Origin of the sequence: Segatella copri, from assembly GCF_026015465.1 — a bacterium.
Classification (GTDB): Bacteria; Bacteroidota; Bacteroidia; order Bacteroidales; family Bacteroidaceae; genus Prevotella; species Prevotella copri_E.
In genome coordinates, this window is sequence record NZ_JAPDUQ010000001.1 from 1,413,772 (window position 1) to 1,433,278 (window position 19,507).

General features: G+C 46.3%; 14 protein-coding genes and 1 pseudogene. 11 read left to right on the plus strand and 4 right to left on the minus strand.

Annotation, left to right across the window (positions count from 1 at the left end):
- The first annotated feature begins 22 nt into the window (after positions 1–22).
- The 4 genes and pseudogenes from ONT08_RS05920 to ONT08_RS16520 all read left to right on the plus strand — a co-directional run.
- On the plus strand, positions 23–3,568 hold the full coding sequence (locus tag ONT08_RS05920; RefSeq protein WP_264959471.1) for a SusC/RagA family TonB-linked outer membrane protein: 3,546 nt from the start codon (positions 23–25) through the stop codon (positions 3,566–3,568).
- Between the two features lie 36 nt (positions 3,569–3,604).
- Entirely contained in the window at positions 3,605–5,050 is a 1,446-nt protein-coding gene (locus tag ONT08_RS05925; protein ID WP_264959472.1) for a RagB/SusD family nutrient uptake outer membrane protein, read from the plus strand.
- A 6-nt stretch (positions 5,051–5,056) separates the two neighbouring features.
- On the plus strand, positions 5,057–6,214 hold the full coding sequence (locus ONT08_RS05930) for a TlpA disulfide reductase family protein (protein ID WP_264959473.1): 1,158 nt from the start codon (positions 5,057–5,059) through the stop codon (positions 6,212–6,214).
- Between the two features lie 550 nt (positions 6,215–6,764).
- Positions 6,765–6,905: pseudogene (locus ONT08_RS16520) on the plus strand (Rpn family recombination-promoting nuclease/putative transposase); the annotation flags it as partial.
- Between the two features lie 164 nt (positions 6,906–7,069).
- On the opposite strand, the gene ONT08_RS05940 reads toward ONT08_RS16520, so the two are convergent.
- The 4 genes from ONT08_RS05940 to ONT08_RS05955 form a co-directional block, all read right to left on the minus strand.
- Positions 7,070–8,239, minus strand: coding sequence for an ATP-binding protein (locus ONT08_RS05940; RefSeq protein WP_118085719.1), 1,170 nt, complete (start codon positions 8,237–8,239; stop codon positions 7,070–7,072).
- A gap of 209 nt (positions 8,240–8,448) precedes the next feature.
- Positions 8,449–8,988 (minus strand): RNA methyltransferase, encoded by a 540-nt coding sequence (locus ONT08_RS05945; RefSeq protein ID WP_022120523.1) that lies wholly within the window; start codon positions 8,986–8,988, stop codon positions 8,449–8,451.
- A gap of 38 nt (positions 8,989–9,026) precedes the next feature.
- On the minus strand, positions 9,027–9,458 hold the full coding sequence (locus tag ONT08_RS05950; RefSeq protein WP_006848257.1) for a SufE family protein: 432 nt from the start codon (positions 9,456–9,458) through the stop codon (positions 9,027–9,029).
- Positions 9,458–10,723 carry a peptidase U32 family protein gene (locus ONT08_RS05955; protein WP_117586086.1) on the minus strand — a complete coding sequence of 422 codons (1,266 nt, stop codon included), beginning with the start codon at positions 10,721–10,723 and terminating at the stop codon, positions 9,458–9,460. Before ONT08_RS05955 ends, ONT08_RS05950 begins: the two co-directional genes overlap by 1 nt.
- Before the next feature lie 226 nt (positions 10,724–10,949).
- Here ONT08_RS05955 and ONT08_RS05960 point away from each other — a divergent pair, with 226 nt between their 5' ends.
- The 7 genes from ONT08_RS05960 to ONT08_RS05990 all read left to right on the plus strand — a co-directional run bounded on the left by ONT08_RS05960 (position 10,950) and on the right by ONT08_RS05990 (position 19,283).
- Positions 10,950–11,900 (plus strand): FimB/Mfa2 family fimbrial subunit, encoded by a 951-nt coding sequence (locus tag ONT08_RS05960; RefSeq protein WP_264959475.1) that lies wholly within the window; start codon positions 10,950–10,952, stop codon positions 11,898–11,900.
- A 64-nt stretch (positions 11,901–11,964) separates the two neighbouring features.
- Entirely contained in the window at positions 11,965–13,050 is a 1,086-nt protein-coding gene (locus ONT08_RS05965; protein ID WP_119236140.1) for a C1 family peptidase, read from the plus strand.
- Between the two features lie 918 nt (positions 13,051–13,968).
- Positions 13,969–14,613 (plus strand): hypothetical protein, encoded by a 645-nt coding sequence (locus ONT08_RS05970; protein WP_119229500.1) that lies wholly within the window; start codon positions 13,969–13,971, stop codon positions 14,611–14,613.
- 2 nt (positions 14,614–14,615) lie between these two features.
- Positions 14,616–16,139 (plus strand): RNA polymerase factor sigma-54, encoded by a 1,524-nt coding sequence (gene rpoN, locus ONT08_RS05975; RefSeq protein WP_264959476.1) that lies wholly within the window; start codon positions 14,616–14,618, stop codon positions 16,137–16,139.
- 82 nt (positions 16,140–16,221) lie between these two features.
- A complete protein-coding gene (locus tag ONT08_RS05980; RefSeq protein ID WP_006848251.1) occupies positions 16,222–16,830 on the plus strand; it encodes a phosphatase PAP2 family protein in 609 nt (202 codons plus the stop codon).
- Between the two features lie 25 nt (positions 16,831–16,855).
- Positions 16,856–17,362: a 5-(carboxyamino)imidazole ribonucleotide mutase gene (gene purE, locus ONT08_RS05985; protein ID WP_254974479.1), complete on the plus strand. Its 507-nt coding sequence runs from the start codon at positions 16,856–16,858 to the stop codon at positions 17,360–17,362.
- Positions 17,363–17,414: 52 nt separating this feature from the next.
- Complete coding sequence (locus tag ONT08_RS05990) at positions 17,415–19,283, plus strand: 4-hydroxy-3-methylbut-2-en-1-yl diphosphate synthase (protein WP_264959477.1); 1,869 nt, start codon at positions 17,415–17,417, stop codon at positions 19,281–19,283.
- Positions 19,284–19,507: the final 224 nt, after the last annotated feature.

The window sequence follows — 19,507 nt, forward strand, 5'->3', positions numbered from 1 at the left end:
TTTAATTTTATAACAAGAGAGAATGAAAGAATTTGGAAGAATGAAACGAATCCTTTTCGCTACCTCCCTGCTTGTAGGAGCAACCCTATGTGGAGGAACCAGTACTGCTATGGCTCAGCAGCCAAAGCACCAGACGGTAACTATCAATGCAAAGTCGATGAGCGTGAAACAGTTCTTCGCTGAAGTCAAGAAACAGACTGGCTTGAACTTCATCTACAGTACAGATTTGGCAGCCAAGTTGCCACACATCACGGTGAATGCCACCAACCGCCCGTTGCGCCAAGTACTTGACGAGGTGATGAACAAGGTGAACTGCCGTTATGAGATTGAGGGTAATATCGTGACTATCACTCGCCGTATGGCAGGTGAGAGAGTTCGTAATGTATCCGGTGTCGTCACCGATGAAAGTGGCGAGCCACTGATTGGTGTGTCCGTATGCATCGACGACAGCAAGGTTTGCACCATCACCGACAGCAAGGGTTTCTATACCTTGAAGGTGCCAGCCAATGCTTGCACCTTAAAGTTCAGCTACCTCGGTATGAGCAATGCAGAATTGCGTCTGGGAAGCGGTAGAGCACCTTTAAGCCGTAACATACAGATGGTTACCGACAATCAGCTTTCTGATGTTGTGGTAACAGGTTATCAGGAGATTTCCAAACCTAAGATGACAGGTTCTGTCACTACCATCACCTCAGCCAAATTGGACGAGCGTTACACCACCAACATCATGAACAACCTCGAAGGTCGCGTGGCAGGTCTTTCCACTTATAATGGAAAGATGACCATCCGTGGAACCTCCTCTCTCTATGCCGAAACCACCCCATTGCTGGTAGTGGATGGCGTACCTGTAGAGGGAAACATCGACGATTTGAACCCTTACGACATCGAGAGCGTAAACATATTGAAGGATGCCGCAGCCAATGCCATCTATGGTGCCCGTGCATCCAATGGTGTCATCGTTGTAACCACCAAGAATGCCAAGAAGGCAGGCAAGATTGACATCGACTTCGCAGCCAACCTCACGGTATATGAGAAGAAGAACGTAGATTATGCCGACAATTTCTATATGACTCCAGAACAGCAGGTGGATACCGAGGCCAAGTATTGGGACTACTATTTCTTCCATAATGATGGTGAAGTGGCTGACCCTATCGGTACTACTGCTCAGTCAATCTCTATGGGTACCCAAGCAGTAACTCCTATCGAATATGCCTATTACCAGCGAGCTAAGGGAGAAATTTCCGAGGAAGAATTGCAGAACCAGTTGGCTTCTTTCAAGAAGAACAACTATGCCAAGGAGTATGCAGATGCCGTATATAAGCAGAGAGTGATGCAGCAGTACAACCTCTCGCTTCGTGGCCGCAGCGATAAGTTCACCAACAACCTGACTATCAACTATAAGTATGACAACAGCGGACTGATCAATCATTTCGCCAATCAGTTCAATGCCCAGTATAAGGGTTCATACAATGTAGCCAAGTGGCTCACAGCCTCCATGACTATCAATGGTATCTATAGCAAGAGTAAGGAAGTAGGTTACGACAACAATAGCTACTATAGCGATATCTGGAAACAACCAGCCTATATGCCATTCTATAATGCTGATGGAAGCGTCAAAGGACAACACTATTGGTATGATGGCAATGATTACATGACCTTCGATTCTCCTTTTGAGGATTTAAGCTCCAATCCAGTGGATGAGTATTACAATAACACCCAGGTTACCCGCCGTCAGTATATGCGCTATCATGGAGATTTGCTCTTCAAGATTATTGACGGATTGACTGCCAATGCCCAGTTTGTATATGAAACCAATCATAACACCGTAGAATGGAATACAACACAAGATAGTCATGTGATGCGTACCATGCGTAATGCTTATTATTATCAATCTGCAGATGGCACTATCAAGAACTACGTTCCTACCACTGGCGGTCTGCTCCGTACTACAAATAGTGACGGACGTTATTGGACTGCACGTGGACAGTTGAATTATGCCAAGACCTTTGGCAAGCACGACATCATGGCGATTGCCGGCTTGGAATTCCGTGAAACCAAACTGACAGGTTCTAAGGCCTTAATGCTGGGTTATGACGACCAGTTGCAGACAAGCTCTACCCACACGATAGACTTGGGAACATTGAGTACCATGAACTATTCACCTCTTTTCTTTGGCGCCTCAGGTGGTTTCCCTGCAAGCCAGTTTGTATTCGATCCTTATATCAAGGAAGGAATGGGAGTTGTTCCTGAGACTCACCACAAGTATGCTTCTGGTTATTTCAACCTCACCTATACTTATGATGAGAAATACAACGTGTTCGGTTCGTTCCGTAAGGACTATGCTGATGTATATGGCTTGAACGCCAAGTTCCGCGGCACGCCACTCTGGTCTGTAGGTGCAGGATGGTTGATTCATAATGAAGACTTCATGAAGGATATCAAGTGGGTAAACTTCCTGAAACTCCGTGCCAGCTATGGTGTAACTGGTAACATCTATCAAGGTGCAACCAGTTATATGACAGCTACATCAGGAGAACTCAATCAATATACCAACTTGCCATACGGCACCATCGAAAGTCCTGCCAACCCTAACTTGAAGTGGGAGCAGAGCCGCACCACCAACATCGGTATTGACTTCGGATTGCTCGACAACCGCTTGCGTGGTTCCATCGATTATTATAACAAGGTGGCAAAGGATGTGTTCTCTTATCGCACCCTCGACCCAACAACGGGTTTCACCTCTATGTTCGTCAACATGGCTTCTATGCGCAATCGTGGTATAGAATTGCAGATTACTTATAATTGGCTGAGAGGGGCAAGCCGTAAGAATTGGAGTTGGACCACCAACTTCACCATGTCACACAACAGTAATATTGTAACCGATGTAGAGAACCCATCAAACAGCGCATACGAGTTGATTGAAAGACCATACGTCAAAGGAAAGCCATCCAGTGCCCTCTGGTCATACCGCTTTGCTGGCATCAGCGACCAAGAAGGCGAGAAGGGTCAATCTCTGTTCTACATTGAGGATGGGGGCAAATCTCACAGTGCAACAGGCAAAAGTATAAGCATATTGGAATACTCTGGTCAGAGCGAGCCAAAGGTTATCATGGGTATGGACAACAGCGTAAGATGGAACGGATTCTCTTTCAGCATTCTGATGGCTTACTATGGCGGTCACATGATGAGAGCCATGGCGCATAATGAAAGATTCTCAAGCACCTGGAGCACCGCTATCGCCAGCTATTTCCTGAATGCATGGACGCCAGAACACCCAACAGATATTCCAGGCATTGGCAGATACGCCTCTACAACGATTGGCTCTGAAACAACCTATAGCAATAATGCTATTCATCATGCAGACTTCCTGAAAATCAGAAACATCGTATTGGGCTATGATTTTCCACAAGAGTGGTTCAGAGGAACAGGCATTAACCGCCTCTCTCTCCGCTTCCAGATAGACAACCCTAAGTATCTATGGGTAGCCAACGATGTGCATGTTGACCCAGAGACTCTTGGACTCCGCAATCCAAGTTCATACATCTTTGGTCTGAACATCAGTTTCTAATCTTTAGAATCATATAACATAAAAAGTAAGATCACAATGAAAAAAACAATATACAGTTTACTGGCAATCACAGCATTGCTGTTCTCATCTTGTGAGAGCTTCACGGAATTGGAGCCAAAGGGCAAGAACTTGCTTACCACAACCGACCAATTAGAAATGCTTCTCAACAAAGAGTATGAGGGATGTTCCTCTGATATGCGACAAATGGCTGGTGATATGATATATGCCTACAGCAATGTAGCAACAATCATCAGTCAGCCAGTTAAGACCCGCAACGTCATCATCTGGACTTATGATGAAGCCAATATGGACAAGATGGCAGAATTGACTTCCAGTGATCAAGACTACACTAATTTCTACGGCTACATCGGCACGATTGCCAACCCAATTCTCTCAAAGATTGATGCCGCATCTGGTACGGAAGCAAACAAGAAACTTTTGAAAAGCGAAGCCCTGACGTTGAGAGCCTGGTCATTCTATATGTTGGTCAACAAGTTTGCCAAGGCTTACAATCCAGCTACAGCTGCTACAGATCCAGGAATTATCCTGATGACAGAGTATAAAGATATCCAGACTGCTCAACCTAAGAGTACGATTGAGGAAGTTTATCAGCAGATACTCAAGGATGCCAATGAAGCAATTGAGATAGATGGTCTTCCTAACTCTGCCGTTAACAAAATGCGCTTCAGTAAACCCGCAGCTTATGCCGTAAAGGCATTGGCATTGCTCAACATGCAGAAGTATGATGAGGCAGAAGAAGTGGCCAAACAGGCTATCGACATCAATGGCACTATTAACAACTATAATACCTCATATCTTGGTAGTACCCAAGGTTATATAACAGGCGGGACTTATCCTGTTATCAATCGTGGCAAGAAAGGAACCGATGAGGATTATTTCCTAAATGGAAATCTTGAATCCTTCAATGCTTACACCCCAACTACCATGGCAAACTTTGAAGCTGGACATGCCTATAAGGACAAGATGAGCAATATGAATATGATGTATGATTACATGATGGATGCCGGAGTAAGTATGCTGGGTGAAACTGGTTTCAATTTTACTTATGATCTCAACTCGTTATGGAATGATGGTGGTCTTCGCTCTACCCAGATGTATCTCACCATCGCCGAATGCGAGACCCACAAAGGCAACTACGATACAGCCATGGAATATCTCGACAAGGTACGCGTAAACCGCATCGATCCTGCCAAGTATCAGCCCCTCAAAGGCACAGTCAGCACCAAGGAAGAAGCCATTAAGCACGTGAAGCAGGTGACCATGAATGAGGACATTTACTCTGTCAATATCTTCATAGACAAGAAGCGCTGGAACCAGTGCGATGGCTGGAAGCAGAACTATAGCCGCACACTTGCTGGAAAGACTTATACCATCACTCCAGACAGTAAAATGTGGATATTCCCATTCCCTCAGAGCGTGATAAACAATAATGGTAATATCACACAGAACTACAAAGAATAAGAAAATATGAATAAAAAATCTATTTTATTGATACTTTTATCAACTTTAGCCTTGGGCGCAAATGCCCAAGGCAAATATACCATCAAGAGTAATCTTCAGAATGCTGAAGGTCAAAAAATATATCTGTATTCTGGCGACATGGGGAACATGGATATTGACAGCACCATCATCGCTAATGGCAAATTTACCCTGAAAGGCGAACTCGATACTCCTTTCAAGTGCGGTAATCTTATCTTGGGCAATCCCAAAGACTATCTCAATGCCAAGTCTTGGCAAATTGCCCTGGAACCAACTACCATCACGATTACAGGTGATGCGAACAAGCAGGACGCCGTAAGCATAAAAGGAGGAAAGGTACAAGACGATCTCAACAAGATGAAGGAAGAAATGGAACCATTCCAAAAGCCATTGACTGAACTTAACAAACAGTACTATGCGCAACAGACTCAGGCTGGCCGCGATTCCATCAGTGCCCTGATGGAGCCTTATCGCAAACAATATAAGGATTATACTGACAAGTTTATGAAAACTCGTACCGACTCTTACTTTGCCACTCAGTTTTTAAACATGAGTAAAGGATACATGACATACGAGGACGTCAAGGCGATATGGGAAAGCTATTCTCCTGATGTTCAGAAATATGGAGTCTGCGCTCAGGACATCAAATCAGAACTGGAAGTACTGGCAAAAGTAAGACCTGGCAAGCCTGCACCTGATTTCACAGCCAAAGACATCAATGGCAAGCCTTTCACCCTCTCTTCTTTGAAGGGTAAGGTTGTCATCATCGACTTCTGGGCAAGCTGGTGTGTACCATGCCGCAAGAGCAATCCTCATATGCGTGAACTCTACAACAAGTATCACAAAAAAGGATTGGATATGGTCTATGTATCCGATGATGATAGCAAGCCAGAAAGATGGAGAAAGGCTGTAGAGCAAGACCAGCTCATTGGCGATGGCTTCCATCATGTACTCAGAGGCTATAAGGTTATTGACCCTGCGAAAAACACAGCAGACAAGGCCAACGACATCTCCGACAAATATGCTATCCATTTCTTGCCTACCAAGTACTTGATTGACAAGAAGGGCAATATCGTCTGCAAAATCAATGAAGGCGAGGATGCCAAGTTGGATGCTATGATAGAGAAGCTGCTGAATGAGAAATAACTCTCTCTCATAATATAACAAAACAATATACAAATATCCGAAAACGAAAAGAGGTCAAGCAAAGCATTTCAACAAGCTTTACTTGACCTTTCTTTATCTCCCTTTACCTATACCGATAAAGCAGTCGAACCCTTTTTGTCTGCATCTTACAGGAATCCGGAGGATCGCCTACTGACTGGTAATGTGTAGTGAGAATATCGTGAGGGATAACCTCAAATCGTGATGGATGATAGATGATTACATAAAACTTATTCACGAATACGGCTGCATCGGGTTACAAATATGGCTGCATCGGGTCACGAATATGGCTGCATCGGGTTACGAATATGACTGCATCGGGTTACGAATATGACTGCGTAGGCTAACGGAGACGTATCTGTAAGCTTATCGAGACGTCTGCATCAGCTAACAGAGACGTCTGAACTCGCGGACTGAACTACTTGAGTTGCTTGATTGAACCACTTGAGTTGCTTGACTGAACCACTTGAGTATTCTTCTTCATGTGCTTGCATGCAACCATAAAACTTTTTCAGCAACTTTTCCCGGAAGTATGGAAGAAGGCAGAGTTGAAGGCAAACATGAGGCCAACACAGAAACAGCACAACGTTTGCTGGCGATGGGACTTTCTGCCGAACAGGTAGCCAAAGCTACCCAGCTACCTTTGGAAATCATTAAGAATCTGAGCAATTCAAAAAACTCAAGTTTCGCATGTAAGCTCCACACGCTCCAGGTATCAGAACACCATGGTATCCCCACATGCCCCAGGCATCAGAAGAGCATCACGTCCCCACACGCCCTGAAAGGAGCTTTTGGACCTTCAGCCCGTACTTAAACCACATGCGAAAGTTCACGACTCTAATAATTCATGCCGAAGTACCAGAGAGGGATGATGATTCCATGCCCCGTCTCTATATCGTCTTTTACGATACGTCCGTTTTTTACATCCTCTATCTGCTTTTTACCTTTCTTCCTTCCGCCAATCTCAAAGGTATAATCACCAATGGTAAAGTCGGAAACCCTGGAGGAAGTAACGTCTTGTTTTTCTCTCATCTGATTGTAGAAGAAAGTTTCCCTTATGTTTCCTATGTTGGGATTAGAGGTGAGTACTGACATCAGACTTGGGTTATCGACATAAACTTTTTCCACCTTCCCCAGATTGCGCATACCCGAAGTATCATCTCTGAGCAGACCTATCATTCCTGCACGCTCCAGATAGACGAGATAATCAGGCACGTTGTTCTTGCTTACCCCGATTTCTGTGGCGAGGTTCTCTACGCTTGGCTTATAGGGAGCCAACCCGGAAAGAATGACGAGCATACGCTTCAGCTTGCGTGCTGTTGAAGCTTTCATATCAGCATATTGCGGAATGTCAACTTCTACCGTCTGGTCTATCACCTGCAGCATTCTTTGCGTAAAATCTCCCTCTATGGCAAATGGGTAATAGCCATGGTCGAGGTACGCTCTGAAAACAGGCAATGGATGGTCCAACCCCGGAATCTCTACCTGGTGATTGAGTATTTCGTTGAGACTGAAAACTCTGGTCTTGATGCCTTCAAAAAGTTGCAGGTATTCCCTGAACGACAAGCCTTGCATCATATACATCAGCGCCCGACGACTCAGATCAGCTTCGCCCTTCTTGATATCCAAGACCGATGAACCGGTAAAGATAAGGTTCAGGGATGGGTGCATGTCGTAAATTTGCTTCAGTTCTCTGCTCCAACCGGCATACTTGTGAATTTCATCTATATAAAGATGTGTACCACCCTCCTTGATAAACTCGTCAGCAAAGTCAATCAAGGAATGATTTGAAAAATAGATATTGTCGGCAGACACATACAGATGATGGCCTTCCTTAGACAGCTTGATGCGCTGAAGTATCATGGTGGATTTTCCAACACCTCGCGGACCAACGATACCTACTAATCGTCCATTCCAGTTGATTTCATCATATTTATATCTGATGAAATCAAGCGGAGTACGTTTCAATAACTCCGCCATGTATTCATAAAGTTTATTGTCTATCATATCTTGCTCTTTTAGATGAATATCGTTTAAAACTGCAGCAAAGATACAAATAATCCCTCAATGAGGGACGGATTCTTTTGAAAAGCTCCCTCATTGAGGGATGAATTTAATTATTTTTATCCCTCATTGAGGGATTTTTGCACATTGTTATTACCAAAATGAGTTCGTGCCAAACTTGGCAAAAAACGCAAGTTTGGCACGAACTCAACTTATAGTTTCAGGAGTTTGGCAAACTCCCAGACTACGATGCCGGCTGTTACGCTGACATTCAGGGAATGCTTGGTACCGAACTGGGGAATCTCCAGACAGCCATCGCTCATATCCACGATGTTCTGCTTGACTCCCTTCACCTCGTTACCGAAAATCACGGCGTAGCCTTTGGAGAGGGAAGGGTGAGCCTCAGGCAGGTTCTGGAGCTTGGTGGAGCCTTCTACCTGCTCGATGCTATATACAAAGTAGCCTTTCTGCTTCAACTTCTCTACAGCCTCTTCGGTAGTCTTGAAGTATTCCCAATCCACGCTGTCTTCGCCACCCAATGCCGTCTTATGAATCTCGACATTGGGAGGGGTGGCGGTGATTCCGCAGAGATACACCGCCTCTACACGGAAGGCATCGCAGGAACGGAAAACACTTCCTACATTATATAATGAACGCACATCATCCAGGACTACTATCAGGGGCAGCTTCTCGGCTTCCTTGAATTCCTCCAGGGTAAGGCGGTTCATCTCTATCGTTCTTAATTTGCGCATTATAATATACCTTATTTATATAATATAATCAGAGGCGGTTAAGCCTCTGCCTCTTTGGTCTTGTAGGCAAGGGCGTACATGCGAATCTGCTTGATCATCGCCAGAAGACCATTGCTGCGGGTTGGACTCAAATGGTCTTTCAGACCAATTTTCTCTACGAAATAGAGGTCGGCATCCATAATCTCGGTTGGGGTATGACCGCTCAACACACGGATGAGGAGGGCGATGATACCCTTTACGATGAGCGCATCGCTATCGGCAGTGAATACGAGCTTGCCATCTACATAATCACATTGCAGCCATACGCGGCTCTGGCAGCCGTCGATAAGGTTCTGCTCGTTCTTGTATTTCTCATCGAGAGGAGCCAACTCGTTGCCCAAGTCAATGAGCATCTGATACTTGTCCATCCAGTCGGTGAAATCCTGAAACTCCTCTACTACTTCATCCTGCAATTCATTAATTGTTGCCATTATTTTATTTCTTTAATTTCGTTTACTGTAATCAACTTATAGAGCTTGTCGTTAGGGCGTACCTTATCTGGTACAGGGATGGAAACTCTCCAGCCCTGCTGCGCTGTTTCTACCGGTTTCAGGTCGTAGCGGATTTCATCGGCATGGAGATACATCACACCGGTGGTGTTACCCGTAATCAGCAGTTTCTCGCCCTTGTCGAAGGTAGATGCCTCTACGGCTACTTCTGCCACACCCAACTTAGAGAAATATTTCATCACCTTGCCCACGAGCACCTTCTTCTCGGTAGCTACGGAACCGTAATGCTTGTTCCATTCACCGAGAGTCTGCCCCTGGTAATAACCATCCCAGAAACCACGGTTGAAGACGGTGGCGAGTTTCTCATCCCACTCATCCTTCTTCTCCTCGGTAAAGGTTCCGTCGAGCACGGCAGCTATCGCCTCCTTATAACATTTCACTACGGTATATACGTATTCAGGACCACGGGCACGGCCTTCAATCTTGAAGACGCGCACACCGGCATCCATCATGCGGTCGATGAAGCGGATGGTCTTCAGGTCCTTCGGACTCATCACATACTTGTTGTCGATTTCAAGCTGGTTGCCAGTTTCGTTATCTGTAACAGTATAGCTGCGGCGGCAAATCTGAACGCACTCGCCACGGTTGGCAGAGCGGTTGGCATTAGCGAGACTCATGTAGCACTTGCCCGATACAGCCATGCACAGAGCACCATGACAGAACATTTCGATGCGAATCTGCTTGCCCATAGGTCCGCAGATGTTCTGCTGCTCTATCTGCTCATGGATGTGCTTCACCTGGTTCATGTTCAATTCACGTGCCAGTACGGAAACATCAGCAAAGCGTGCATAAAATTTCAAAGCCTCTGTGTTTGAGATATTTAACTGTGTAGATAAGTGAACCTCCTCGCCCACTTCATTGCAATAGCTCATTACAGCCACATCGCTGGCGATGACAGCAGAGATGCCTGCCTCCTTGGCAGCATCGATGATTTCCTTCATCGTTGGGATATCGTTATCGTAGATGACAGTATTGACGGTGAGATAGGTCTTGATACCATGCTCGTTGCAGGTAGCAGCAATCTCACGCAAATCATCGATAGTAAAATGGTTGGCTGAATGGGATCGCATGTTCAACTTGCCGATACCAAAGTATACGGAGTCGGCGCCAGCCTGTATGGCAGCAGCCAGTGACTCGCGTGAGCCCACTGGTGCCATCACTTCAAATTCGTTTATCTTTGTATTCATGAATGCAATTTTCTAATTTCAGGTGCAAAGTTACACCAAAATGAAGACAAAACACAGAAAAATGGAGAAAAAATGACAGAAATTCGATTATATTGACAAATCAATCACGATTATTTGTCTATATTTGCCTATAAATAAGAATATATCCCTAGGATATACTTCTTTTTATATGAATCCAATCCAGTTTTACGGCTGGTATTATTAATTAAAATTAAAATGAAAGCGTATGAAGAAAGCTTTTACCTCAGGAATGATTCTGTTCCTGGCAATGACCACAATGGTTAGTTGCACACAAGAAAACGTGATGTTTGAAACAACACCACAAGTCAAGAACCAAGAAGTAAGATTCTGCTTCTTCGAAAGCTCCATTGTGCCTATCGGGCAGGATGAAGAGAGCAATCTTGCCAGAACGAGAGCCGACGGGAGCGAGAAATCGCTCAAGGATGCAAACCTCTACACAGATCTGCAAGTATGTCTCATTCCGAAAGGAGATGAAACTACTGCCGGTTATACCGTAAGACAGGAAAACTGGGATGACGAATTCGGAAACGTCAGCCTGCAGGTGCCGGCAGGAGAATACACACTCGTTGCCGTAGCAGCAAAAACTGATTTGCAGCAGGAAGAACGAATCGAAGTTAAATCAAGGTATGAAATGACCTTTGCCAACAATATCGTACGCGATATGGCGTATACCCTGCAGGATATCAAGGTGGAAACGGGCAGCAAAGCCGTAACACAGAATGTTTCGCTGAAACGTGCCGTCAGCTGTTTCAGACTGGAAGCTACCGACCCGATGCCTCTTACTACCAATACGCAGGATATCACGATAAGCGGAAGCTGCGGTACGGTATTCAATCCTTCTACCGGATTCTGCAAAGAAAAGGCTACCATCACCCGAAGTTGGACTTTTGACCCCAAAAAATACCAGAACCCATACATCAAATTCACACTCTACACTCTTCTGACCGACAATGATGTAACCGACATTCATATAACAACTACCGGAAAGGACAAGGAAGGAAAAGCAGTAAAGACCGTCAGCTTTGACAACGTACATCTGGTCATCGGAAAGAAGACTACCTATACCGGTCCGCTCTACACCTACCCTGCCAACAACACGTCGTTCACGATTGACCAGCCGGAGATTCCTGCATCAGGCTATGACAAGGAATTTTGATAACCCATGGCGTTTTAAGAAAGATTAATGCCACAGATTAAAATCTTTTTTGTATTTTTGCGGCATGGAAAGAAAGAACATTATAACCATAGGACTCGCTCTGCTTGTATTCGCCGGTTGCGGATACAGACAGCAGCGAGCCGGTATCTCAGAGACAGGTGGAGGCGAGGATTATCTTCCGGAGCATATCCACCTGATCAGTACTACGCCCGTCAAAGACCAGGGCAACAGCGAACTCTGCTGGGCATACGGCATGCTTGCCACCATCGAAAGCGAGCACATCATGAAGGGGGATTCCGTGAATCTCTCCATCGCCTACATAGCCCGCATGATGCTGGAAGAACAGGCACTGGAATATTACTTTGCACAAGGAAAGAAGAACATCAGCTTGCGCGGTACTGCCCCGATGCTGATACATTATATAGATAAGTATGGTGCACAACCTTACGACAGCTATGAAGATCCGAAGCACGTGAACTACAAGGTGCTCTGCCGCAAGGTGCAGAAACTGTGCGATGGCGCCATCTTGAAGAAAGCGGGCATCAGCCAGCTCAAGGAGGAACTGAACGACCTGTTTGACGCAGAAATAGGCTACATGCCTGCCAAGGCCGTACACATGCTGGGTGCCGAATATACCCCTCAAGAGTTTGCCCACAGCGTATGCTATCCCGAGGAGTATGTATCGCTCACCAGTTTCTCGCATCATCCTTACAGAGAATACTTTGCGCTCGAGATTCCCGATAACCGGATGCACGATGCCTATCTGAACCTTCCGCTCGACGAGCTGATGCTCCACATCAGGAAGGCGGTAGAAAAAGGACACCCGGTATGCTGGGAAGGTGACATCAGCGAACCTGGCTTCAAGGAACCAAGGAAGAACTGTGTAGACATACAGCCGATGGAACGCCCCGTGACCCAGGCATCGCGACAGAAGGAGTTTGAACAGCTTCGCACCACCGATGATCATGTGATGGAAATCATAGGTATCTTCATGAAAGGCAAGCAGAGATTCTACGTCTGCCGCAATTCATGGGGCAAGAACTGGGGCAACAAGGGACTCATCTACCTATCGGAAGACTATCTGCGCCTTAAGACCATCGCCGTGTTCATGAGCGAAGAGGCATATCTGTACAACCGGTCAGGGCGATGAGGCGTACCTTACTCATCTCCCAAAGACAGCATAAACCTCCTCTCTATATATAATAAGGTATAAGCTTAACTATAATCAGGAATAAGCTCCCAAACAGGCTTCAGACATAAGAAATGTGTTAAAATGGTTGACATACATCAAATAGCTGTTAAATAGCACGTGTGTGCGCACACACATAGTTGATTTATATCAAAAAAGAGGCTTTTTTATGTGATTTTCTCTTAAAACATTTGGTGGGTTCGGAAAATCGTCGTACCTTTGCATCGTCAATAAGACAAAAAGGTTATTAGGTTTTTAGGTTAAGATTGTTAGTTGTTTTAGGTTATTAGTTAGTTTAAAGGTAAATTTAAGATTGTTTATTCAGAGAAACGGTATTAGTTAAGGTAAAGAAAAGATTGTTTATTCAAGGACGACAAAAAGTTTAGGTTATTAGGTTTTTAGGTTTAAGATTGTTAGTTGTTTTTTTATTAGGTTTTAGTTTAAAGGTAAATTTAAAGATTGTTTATTCAAGGATTAACAGGATAATTTCAACAGGTGAGTTGAAGGTAAAAAGATCCAAATGTATGGGATAACCAAAGATGACGCCTGAGCAGAATTGCTGCTTCGGGCTCCGTAATGGAAAGGGTAACAAAAAACCCTTGAGTTATGAGAAATTTGGGAATATCGTATTAGAAGAGCGCAATTTCGAAATCATTCGAAGTTGCGCTCTTTATTTTATCCCCTAGGTAAAGAAGCTAGGACATATGTATTACTACATAAAAACTTAGCCAAAGACTATAGCCATAACTCCTTAAAGTACTTAACTCATTTACTCCTAGACTGGAGAAAGTACAGTTTGAGAAAAAATAACCGCCAAATTATTTTGTTTTACCAACGAAAAGTCGTAATTTTGCAGAAGATATATAAAGATAAGAAATTATGGCAAGACATCCTCTCTGGAACGAAGAATACTGGCTCCTGCTGTTGCAGCTGTACCAGAAGAAGCCCATGGGCGTGAAACCTCTCTATTCGAAAGGGATGGTCGACTTGAGCCTGGAACTGCATATTCCACCTGAGTTTCTGCACGAACAGATGTTCAAACTCAGAATGGTGACTCCGAGAATCAAGCGACTATGGGAGAAATATGCCGATAAGCCACAGAAACTGAAGCGCGATATACAGCGCATCAGGCAGATGAACGGCTGCGGAAACGCCATACAGTTCTTCGAGGGAGTGGAAGTGAAGGAAACATTCGAGAAAAACTGGGAACCACTGGAAAGTGAACCATCGCTCACCCCCGTGAAACTCATCATCATCCTCGATCTCTACTTCCAGCTTACGCCAATCACCATGGTGCCGGAAACACCGGAAATCATCGACCTGGGAAAACTCATCAGGACATCACCGAAGGTCATTGCCGAGGCGATGGGCGTATTCATGTACTGCGACCCCTATCTCAACCGCGAAGACGTGCTGATACACCCGCTGCTAGAAGCATGCAGCGACATCTGGCACCAATATGGAAACGGAAATCCAGACAAGCTTTACCAGCTTGCCAACGAACTAAAAGAATATTTTAAGTAATTATGGCTCAAAAACTCATACAGACACAGGCACAGAAGTTACAGCAACTTCAAAGACTTTCAGCCCAGCAAATGCTGCAGGTGAAACTGTTGGAAATGCCGCTCACGGAACTGGAAGACAGTATCAATGCAGAACTGGACGATAATCCCGCTCTGGAAAGCGAGAACCCAGACGACATGCTCAACGAGAATGTCGCCAATGATGATTCGCCCGCAGATGATGAGTACGACAACAGCAGCGATGAGGATGCCTACGAGGCTGAATCTGAAAAAGAAGAAAGAAAAGACGAACTGGACCAGGCACTGGAAAGCATCGGAAAAGACGACCAGATGCCTGACTACAATACAGACAGATACAACAACCAGGACAGCGCTGACTACGAAGAAATGGTTTACGGCGACACCACCTCTTTCTATGATAAGCTGAAGGAACAGATGGACATGCAGCCGCTCAGCGACAAGGAGAAGGAAGTAATGGAATATCTCATAGGTTCACTGGATGACGACGGACTGCTCCGCAAGGACCTGGACAGCATCTGCGATGAACTCGCTATCTATCACAACATCGATGTTATGGAAAAAGACATCGAGCACGTGCTCCACATTCTACAGACCTTCGACCCAGCCGGTGTAGGAGGAAGAAGTCTGCAGGAATGTCTCCTGCTGCAGGTTAAGAGACTGCCGAGAGGTGTGCTCCGCAAGACGATGGAAGAGGTGTTTACCGACTATTTTGACGAGTTTACCAAGAAACATTGGGACAAGATCAAGGCAGGACTGGAACTGAACGATACACAGGTAGAAACCCTACAGGCAGAAATCAGAAAGCTGAACCCGAAACCGGGCGCATCGATGGGCGAAACAGAGGGAAGAAACATGCAGCAGATTACCCCCGACTTCATCATCGACACCAATGACGACGGAACGATTACATTCTCGCTGAACCGTGGCAACATTCCGCAACTGACGGTTTCGCCATCATTCACCGACATGATTGACACCTACAGGAAGCATAAAGACAAGATGAGCCGGAGCGACAAGGAAGCCCTGCTCTACGCCAAGGAAAAGGTGGACAAGGCACAGGGATTCATCGAAGCCATCAAGCAGAGAAGACATACCCTCATCGTCACCATGAAGGCAATTATCGACATACAGCGGCAGTTCTTCCTGGATGGAGACGAGGCTGACCTGAAACCGATGATCCTGAAGGATGTAGCAGAACGCACGGGACTGGACATCAGTACCATCTCGAGAGTGAGCAATGTGAAGTATGCCCAGACTAAATGGGGCACCTTCCCGCTGAAGTTCTTCTTCACAGACAGCTACACCACTGAAGACGGCGAAGAGATGTCTACCCGCAAAATCAAGATTGCCCTGCACGACATCATCGAGAAAGAAGACAAGAAAAAGCCGATCAGCGATGATGCACTCGCCAAACTGCTGAAGGAGAAGGGATTCCCTATCGCACGACGTACGGTGGCAAAATATAGGGAGCAACTGGGCATACCGGTGGCACGACTCAGGAAATAAGATAGTGGTATGAGTCAGGAAGAAACCGGGGCCCACTACAAAATATTTGAGAGATAAAAAGAATATATACGTTATTAGTGTTATGAAAGAGAAGAATATCATATTGACAGCACGCATCATGAGCATGATCTTCACGCCCTTCTATCTGCCGATGGTAGGACTGATTGCTCTGTTCATCTTCAGTTATATGTCGCTGTTACCGATAGGATACAAACTGGTGATGCTGGGCATGGTCTACCTCCTGACCGTCGTAGCTCCATCGCTACTCATCCACCTCTACCGCATGGTTCAAGGCTGGACCTCGCGTGAACTGGGCAAGAAGGAGCGTCGTATTGTGCCTTACATCCTCTCTATCGTATGTTACTTCGGCTGTTTTTTCTGGATGGAATACCGCAATACGCCTCGCGTCATCAGTATCATCGTAGTGGTAGCGCTGGCGATACAGATGATTTGCGCCTTCATCAATGTATGGTGGAAGATCAGCACCCATACGGCAGCCATCGGAGGTGTGGCAGGAGCTCTGGTGTCTTATTCTGTAGCCTTCAATTTCAATCCGCTGTGGTGGCTCTGCCTTGTGCTGATGATGGCAGGCGCAGTAGGAAGTGCCCGCATGATACTCCGACAACATACGCTGTCACAGGTAGTTGCAGGATTTCTGATAGGCACCGCCTGTGCTATTTTGGTAATATAAAGTTTATAATAAAATATAAGAAGAAATGAAACCATTAGTAAGCATTATTATGGGCAGTACAAGCGATCTGCCTGTTATGGAAAAAGCATGTAAGTGGTTGAACGACAACCAGATTCCTTTCGAGGTTAATGCCCTCTCTGCTCACCGCACTCCAGATGCAGTAGAGTCATTCGCCAAGGGAGCCAAGGAGCGTGGCGTGAAGGTTATCATCGCCGCTGCCGGTATGGCTGCCGCCCTTCCTGGTGTTATCGCAGCATCTACTCCTCTGCCAGTAATCGGCGTGCCTATCAAGGGTATGCTCGATGGTCTTGATGCCATGCTCAGCATCATCCAGATGCCTCCTGGCATTCCTGTAGCTACTGTTGGTGTGAATGCGGCTCAGAACGCTGCCATCCTCGCTGCTGAAATGATTGCCCTTGCCGACAAGGAAGTGGCTCAGAAGGTAGAGGCTTGGAAGGCGGGGCTCGGTGCCAAGATCGAGAAGGCCAACAAGGACCTGGCTGAGGTGAAATACGACTTCAAGTGTAATTAATCTAATATGTGATATGCCCCATTCTTTTGGGGCATATCTTATCTTATATATTATGGTAGATTTATTCAATTATACCCGCCGTGCCTCTTCTGTGGCACATATCGGAGCCATCGACCTGGGTGGCGATAATCCTATCCGCATCCAGTCAATGACCACCACCAACACCAATGATACCGAGGCTTGCGTTCTCCAGGCAGAGGAAATCATCAAGGCTGGTGGCGAGCTGGTGCGCTTCACCACTCAGGGTTCCCGCGAGGCAGAGAACATGAAAAACATCAATGCCGGCATTCGTGCCGACGGCTATCAGACTCCGCTCGTAGCCGATGTTCACTTCAATCCTAATGTTGCCGACGTGGCTGCTCTCTATTGTGAGAAAGTGCGCGTCAATCCTGGCAACTACGTGGATCCTGCCCGCAAGTTCATCAAGCAGGAATATACCGACGAGGAGTATGCCCACGAACTCCAGAAGATTGAGGATCGCTTCATACCTTTCCTCAACATCTGCAAGGAGCATCATACTGCCATCCGCATCGGTGTGAATCATGGTTCACTCTCCGACCGCATCCGTAACCGCTACGGCGATACGCCAGAGGGCATCGTAGAGAGCTGTCTCGAGTTCCTGCGCATCTGCAAGAAGGAGAATTTCCACGATGTGGTTATCAGCATCAAGTCATCCAATACCGTTGTGATGGTTCGCTCCATGCGCCTCCTGGTAGAAGAAATGGAGAAGGAAGGCATGAACTACCCACTCCACCTCGGCGTAACCGAAGCCGGCGAAGGTGAGGATGGCAGAATCAAGAGTGCCGTGGGTATCGGTGCCCTGCTGGCCGATGGCATCGGCGATACCGTTCGTGTAAGCCTCAGCGAGGAACCGGCTGCAGAGATTCCTGTGGCACGCCATCTGGTAGATTACATCGGCAAGAAGAAGGGGCATCTGATGATTCCTGCCGCAGCTTGTCCTTCATTCGACTGGCTGCGCCCTACCCGCCGCGAAACCGTAGCTGTAGGCAATATCGGCGGCAGCAACGTTCCGGTAGTTATCAGCAACCGAATCAACTGCGAGAGCACCGCTTGTGAGAACAAGGATGCTACTCCAGACTATATCTACATCGGCAGCAAGATGCCTAAGCAGTTTGTGGCTGGCCAGAGCTACATCGTAGATTACAACGTTTACGAGACGCTGAACAGCAAGCCAGAGACGACTGGTGCCAAACTCTACCCTATCTTCCCTACCATGGCGATGCCGCTCATCGCCAGCATCAAGGCAGACGTGAAGTTCCTCACCCTGCAGTTTGGTACTCCAGCCGAGGAATATATCGCCTGTCTGAAGGCTCATCCTGAGGTGGTGGTTATCTGCGTAAGCAATCATCAGAACCGCCTGGGCGACCAGCGTGCATTAGTTCACGAGATGATGAATGCCGGCTTGAAGAACCCTGTGGTTTTCGCCGAGATGTACCAGTACGGCAAGGAGGAGAAGAGCTACTTCCAGTTGGAGGCTGCTGCTGATATGGGAGCCTTGGTGATTGATGGTCTGGCCGATGGTATCTGGCTGATGAACAATGGAGACATCCCTGCCCAGACAATAGATGAAACCGCTTTCGGAATACTTCAGGCAGCCCGTCTGCGCACCAGCAAGACCGAGTATATCAGTTGTCCGGGATGCGGCAGAACCCTCTACGATCTTCGTGAAACCATCGCCAAGATCAAGGAGGCAACCAAGCATCTCAAGGGTCTGAAGATAGGTATCATGGGCTGTATCGTGAATGGTCCAGGCGAAATGGCGGATGCCGATTACGGCTACGTAGGTGCCGGTCCTAACCGAGTAAGTCTCTACCGCAAGCAGGTTTGCGTAGAAAAGAATATTCCCCAGGAGGTGGCAGTAGAGCATCTACTCGCCCTCATCGACTCGGACAAGCAATAATTATTTAGGCACGGATTACACAGATTACACGACTCTTTATTAGAGATTATGATATGGTTTATTAGCAGTTGCGCCATAAATCCGTGTAATCCGCGTAATCCGTGCCTAATTTATACCCGCCCCTAATCACTCCCCGCTCCTAATCCATAGTGCCTTCAAAAGTTCAGGAATGAATGTTATCTTTAAGTTAATCTCCACCTCCTTATATGGCTCTTTCACAAAAA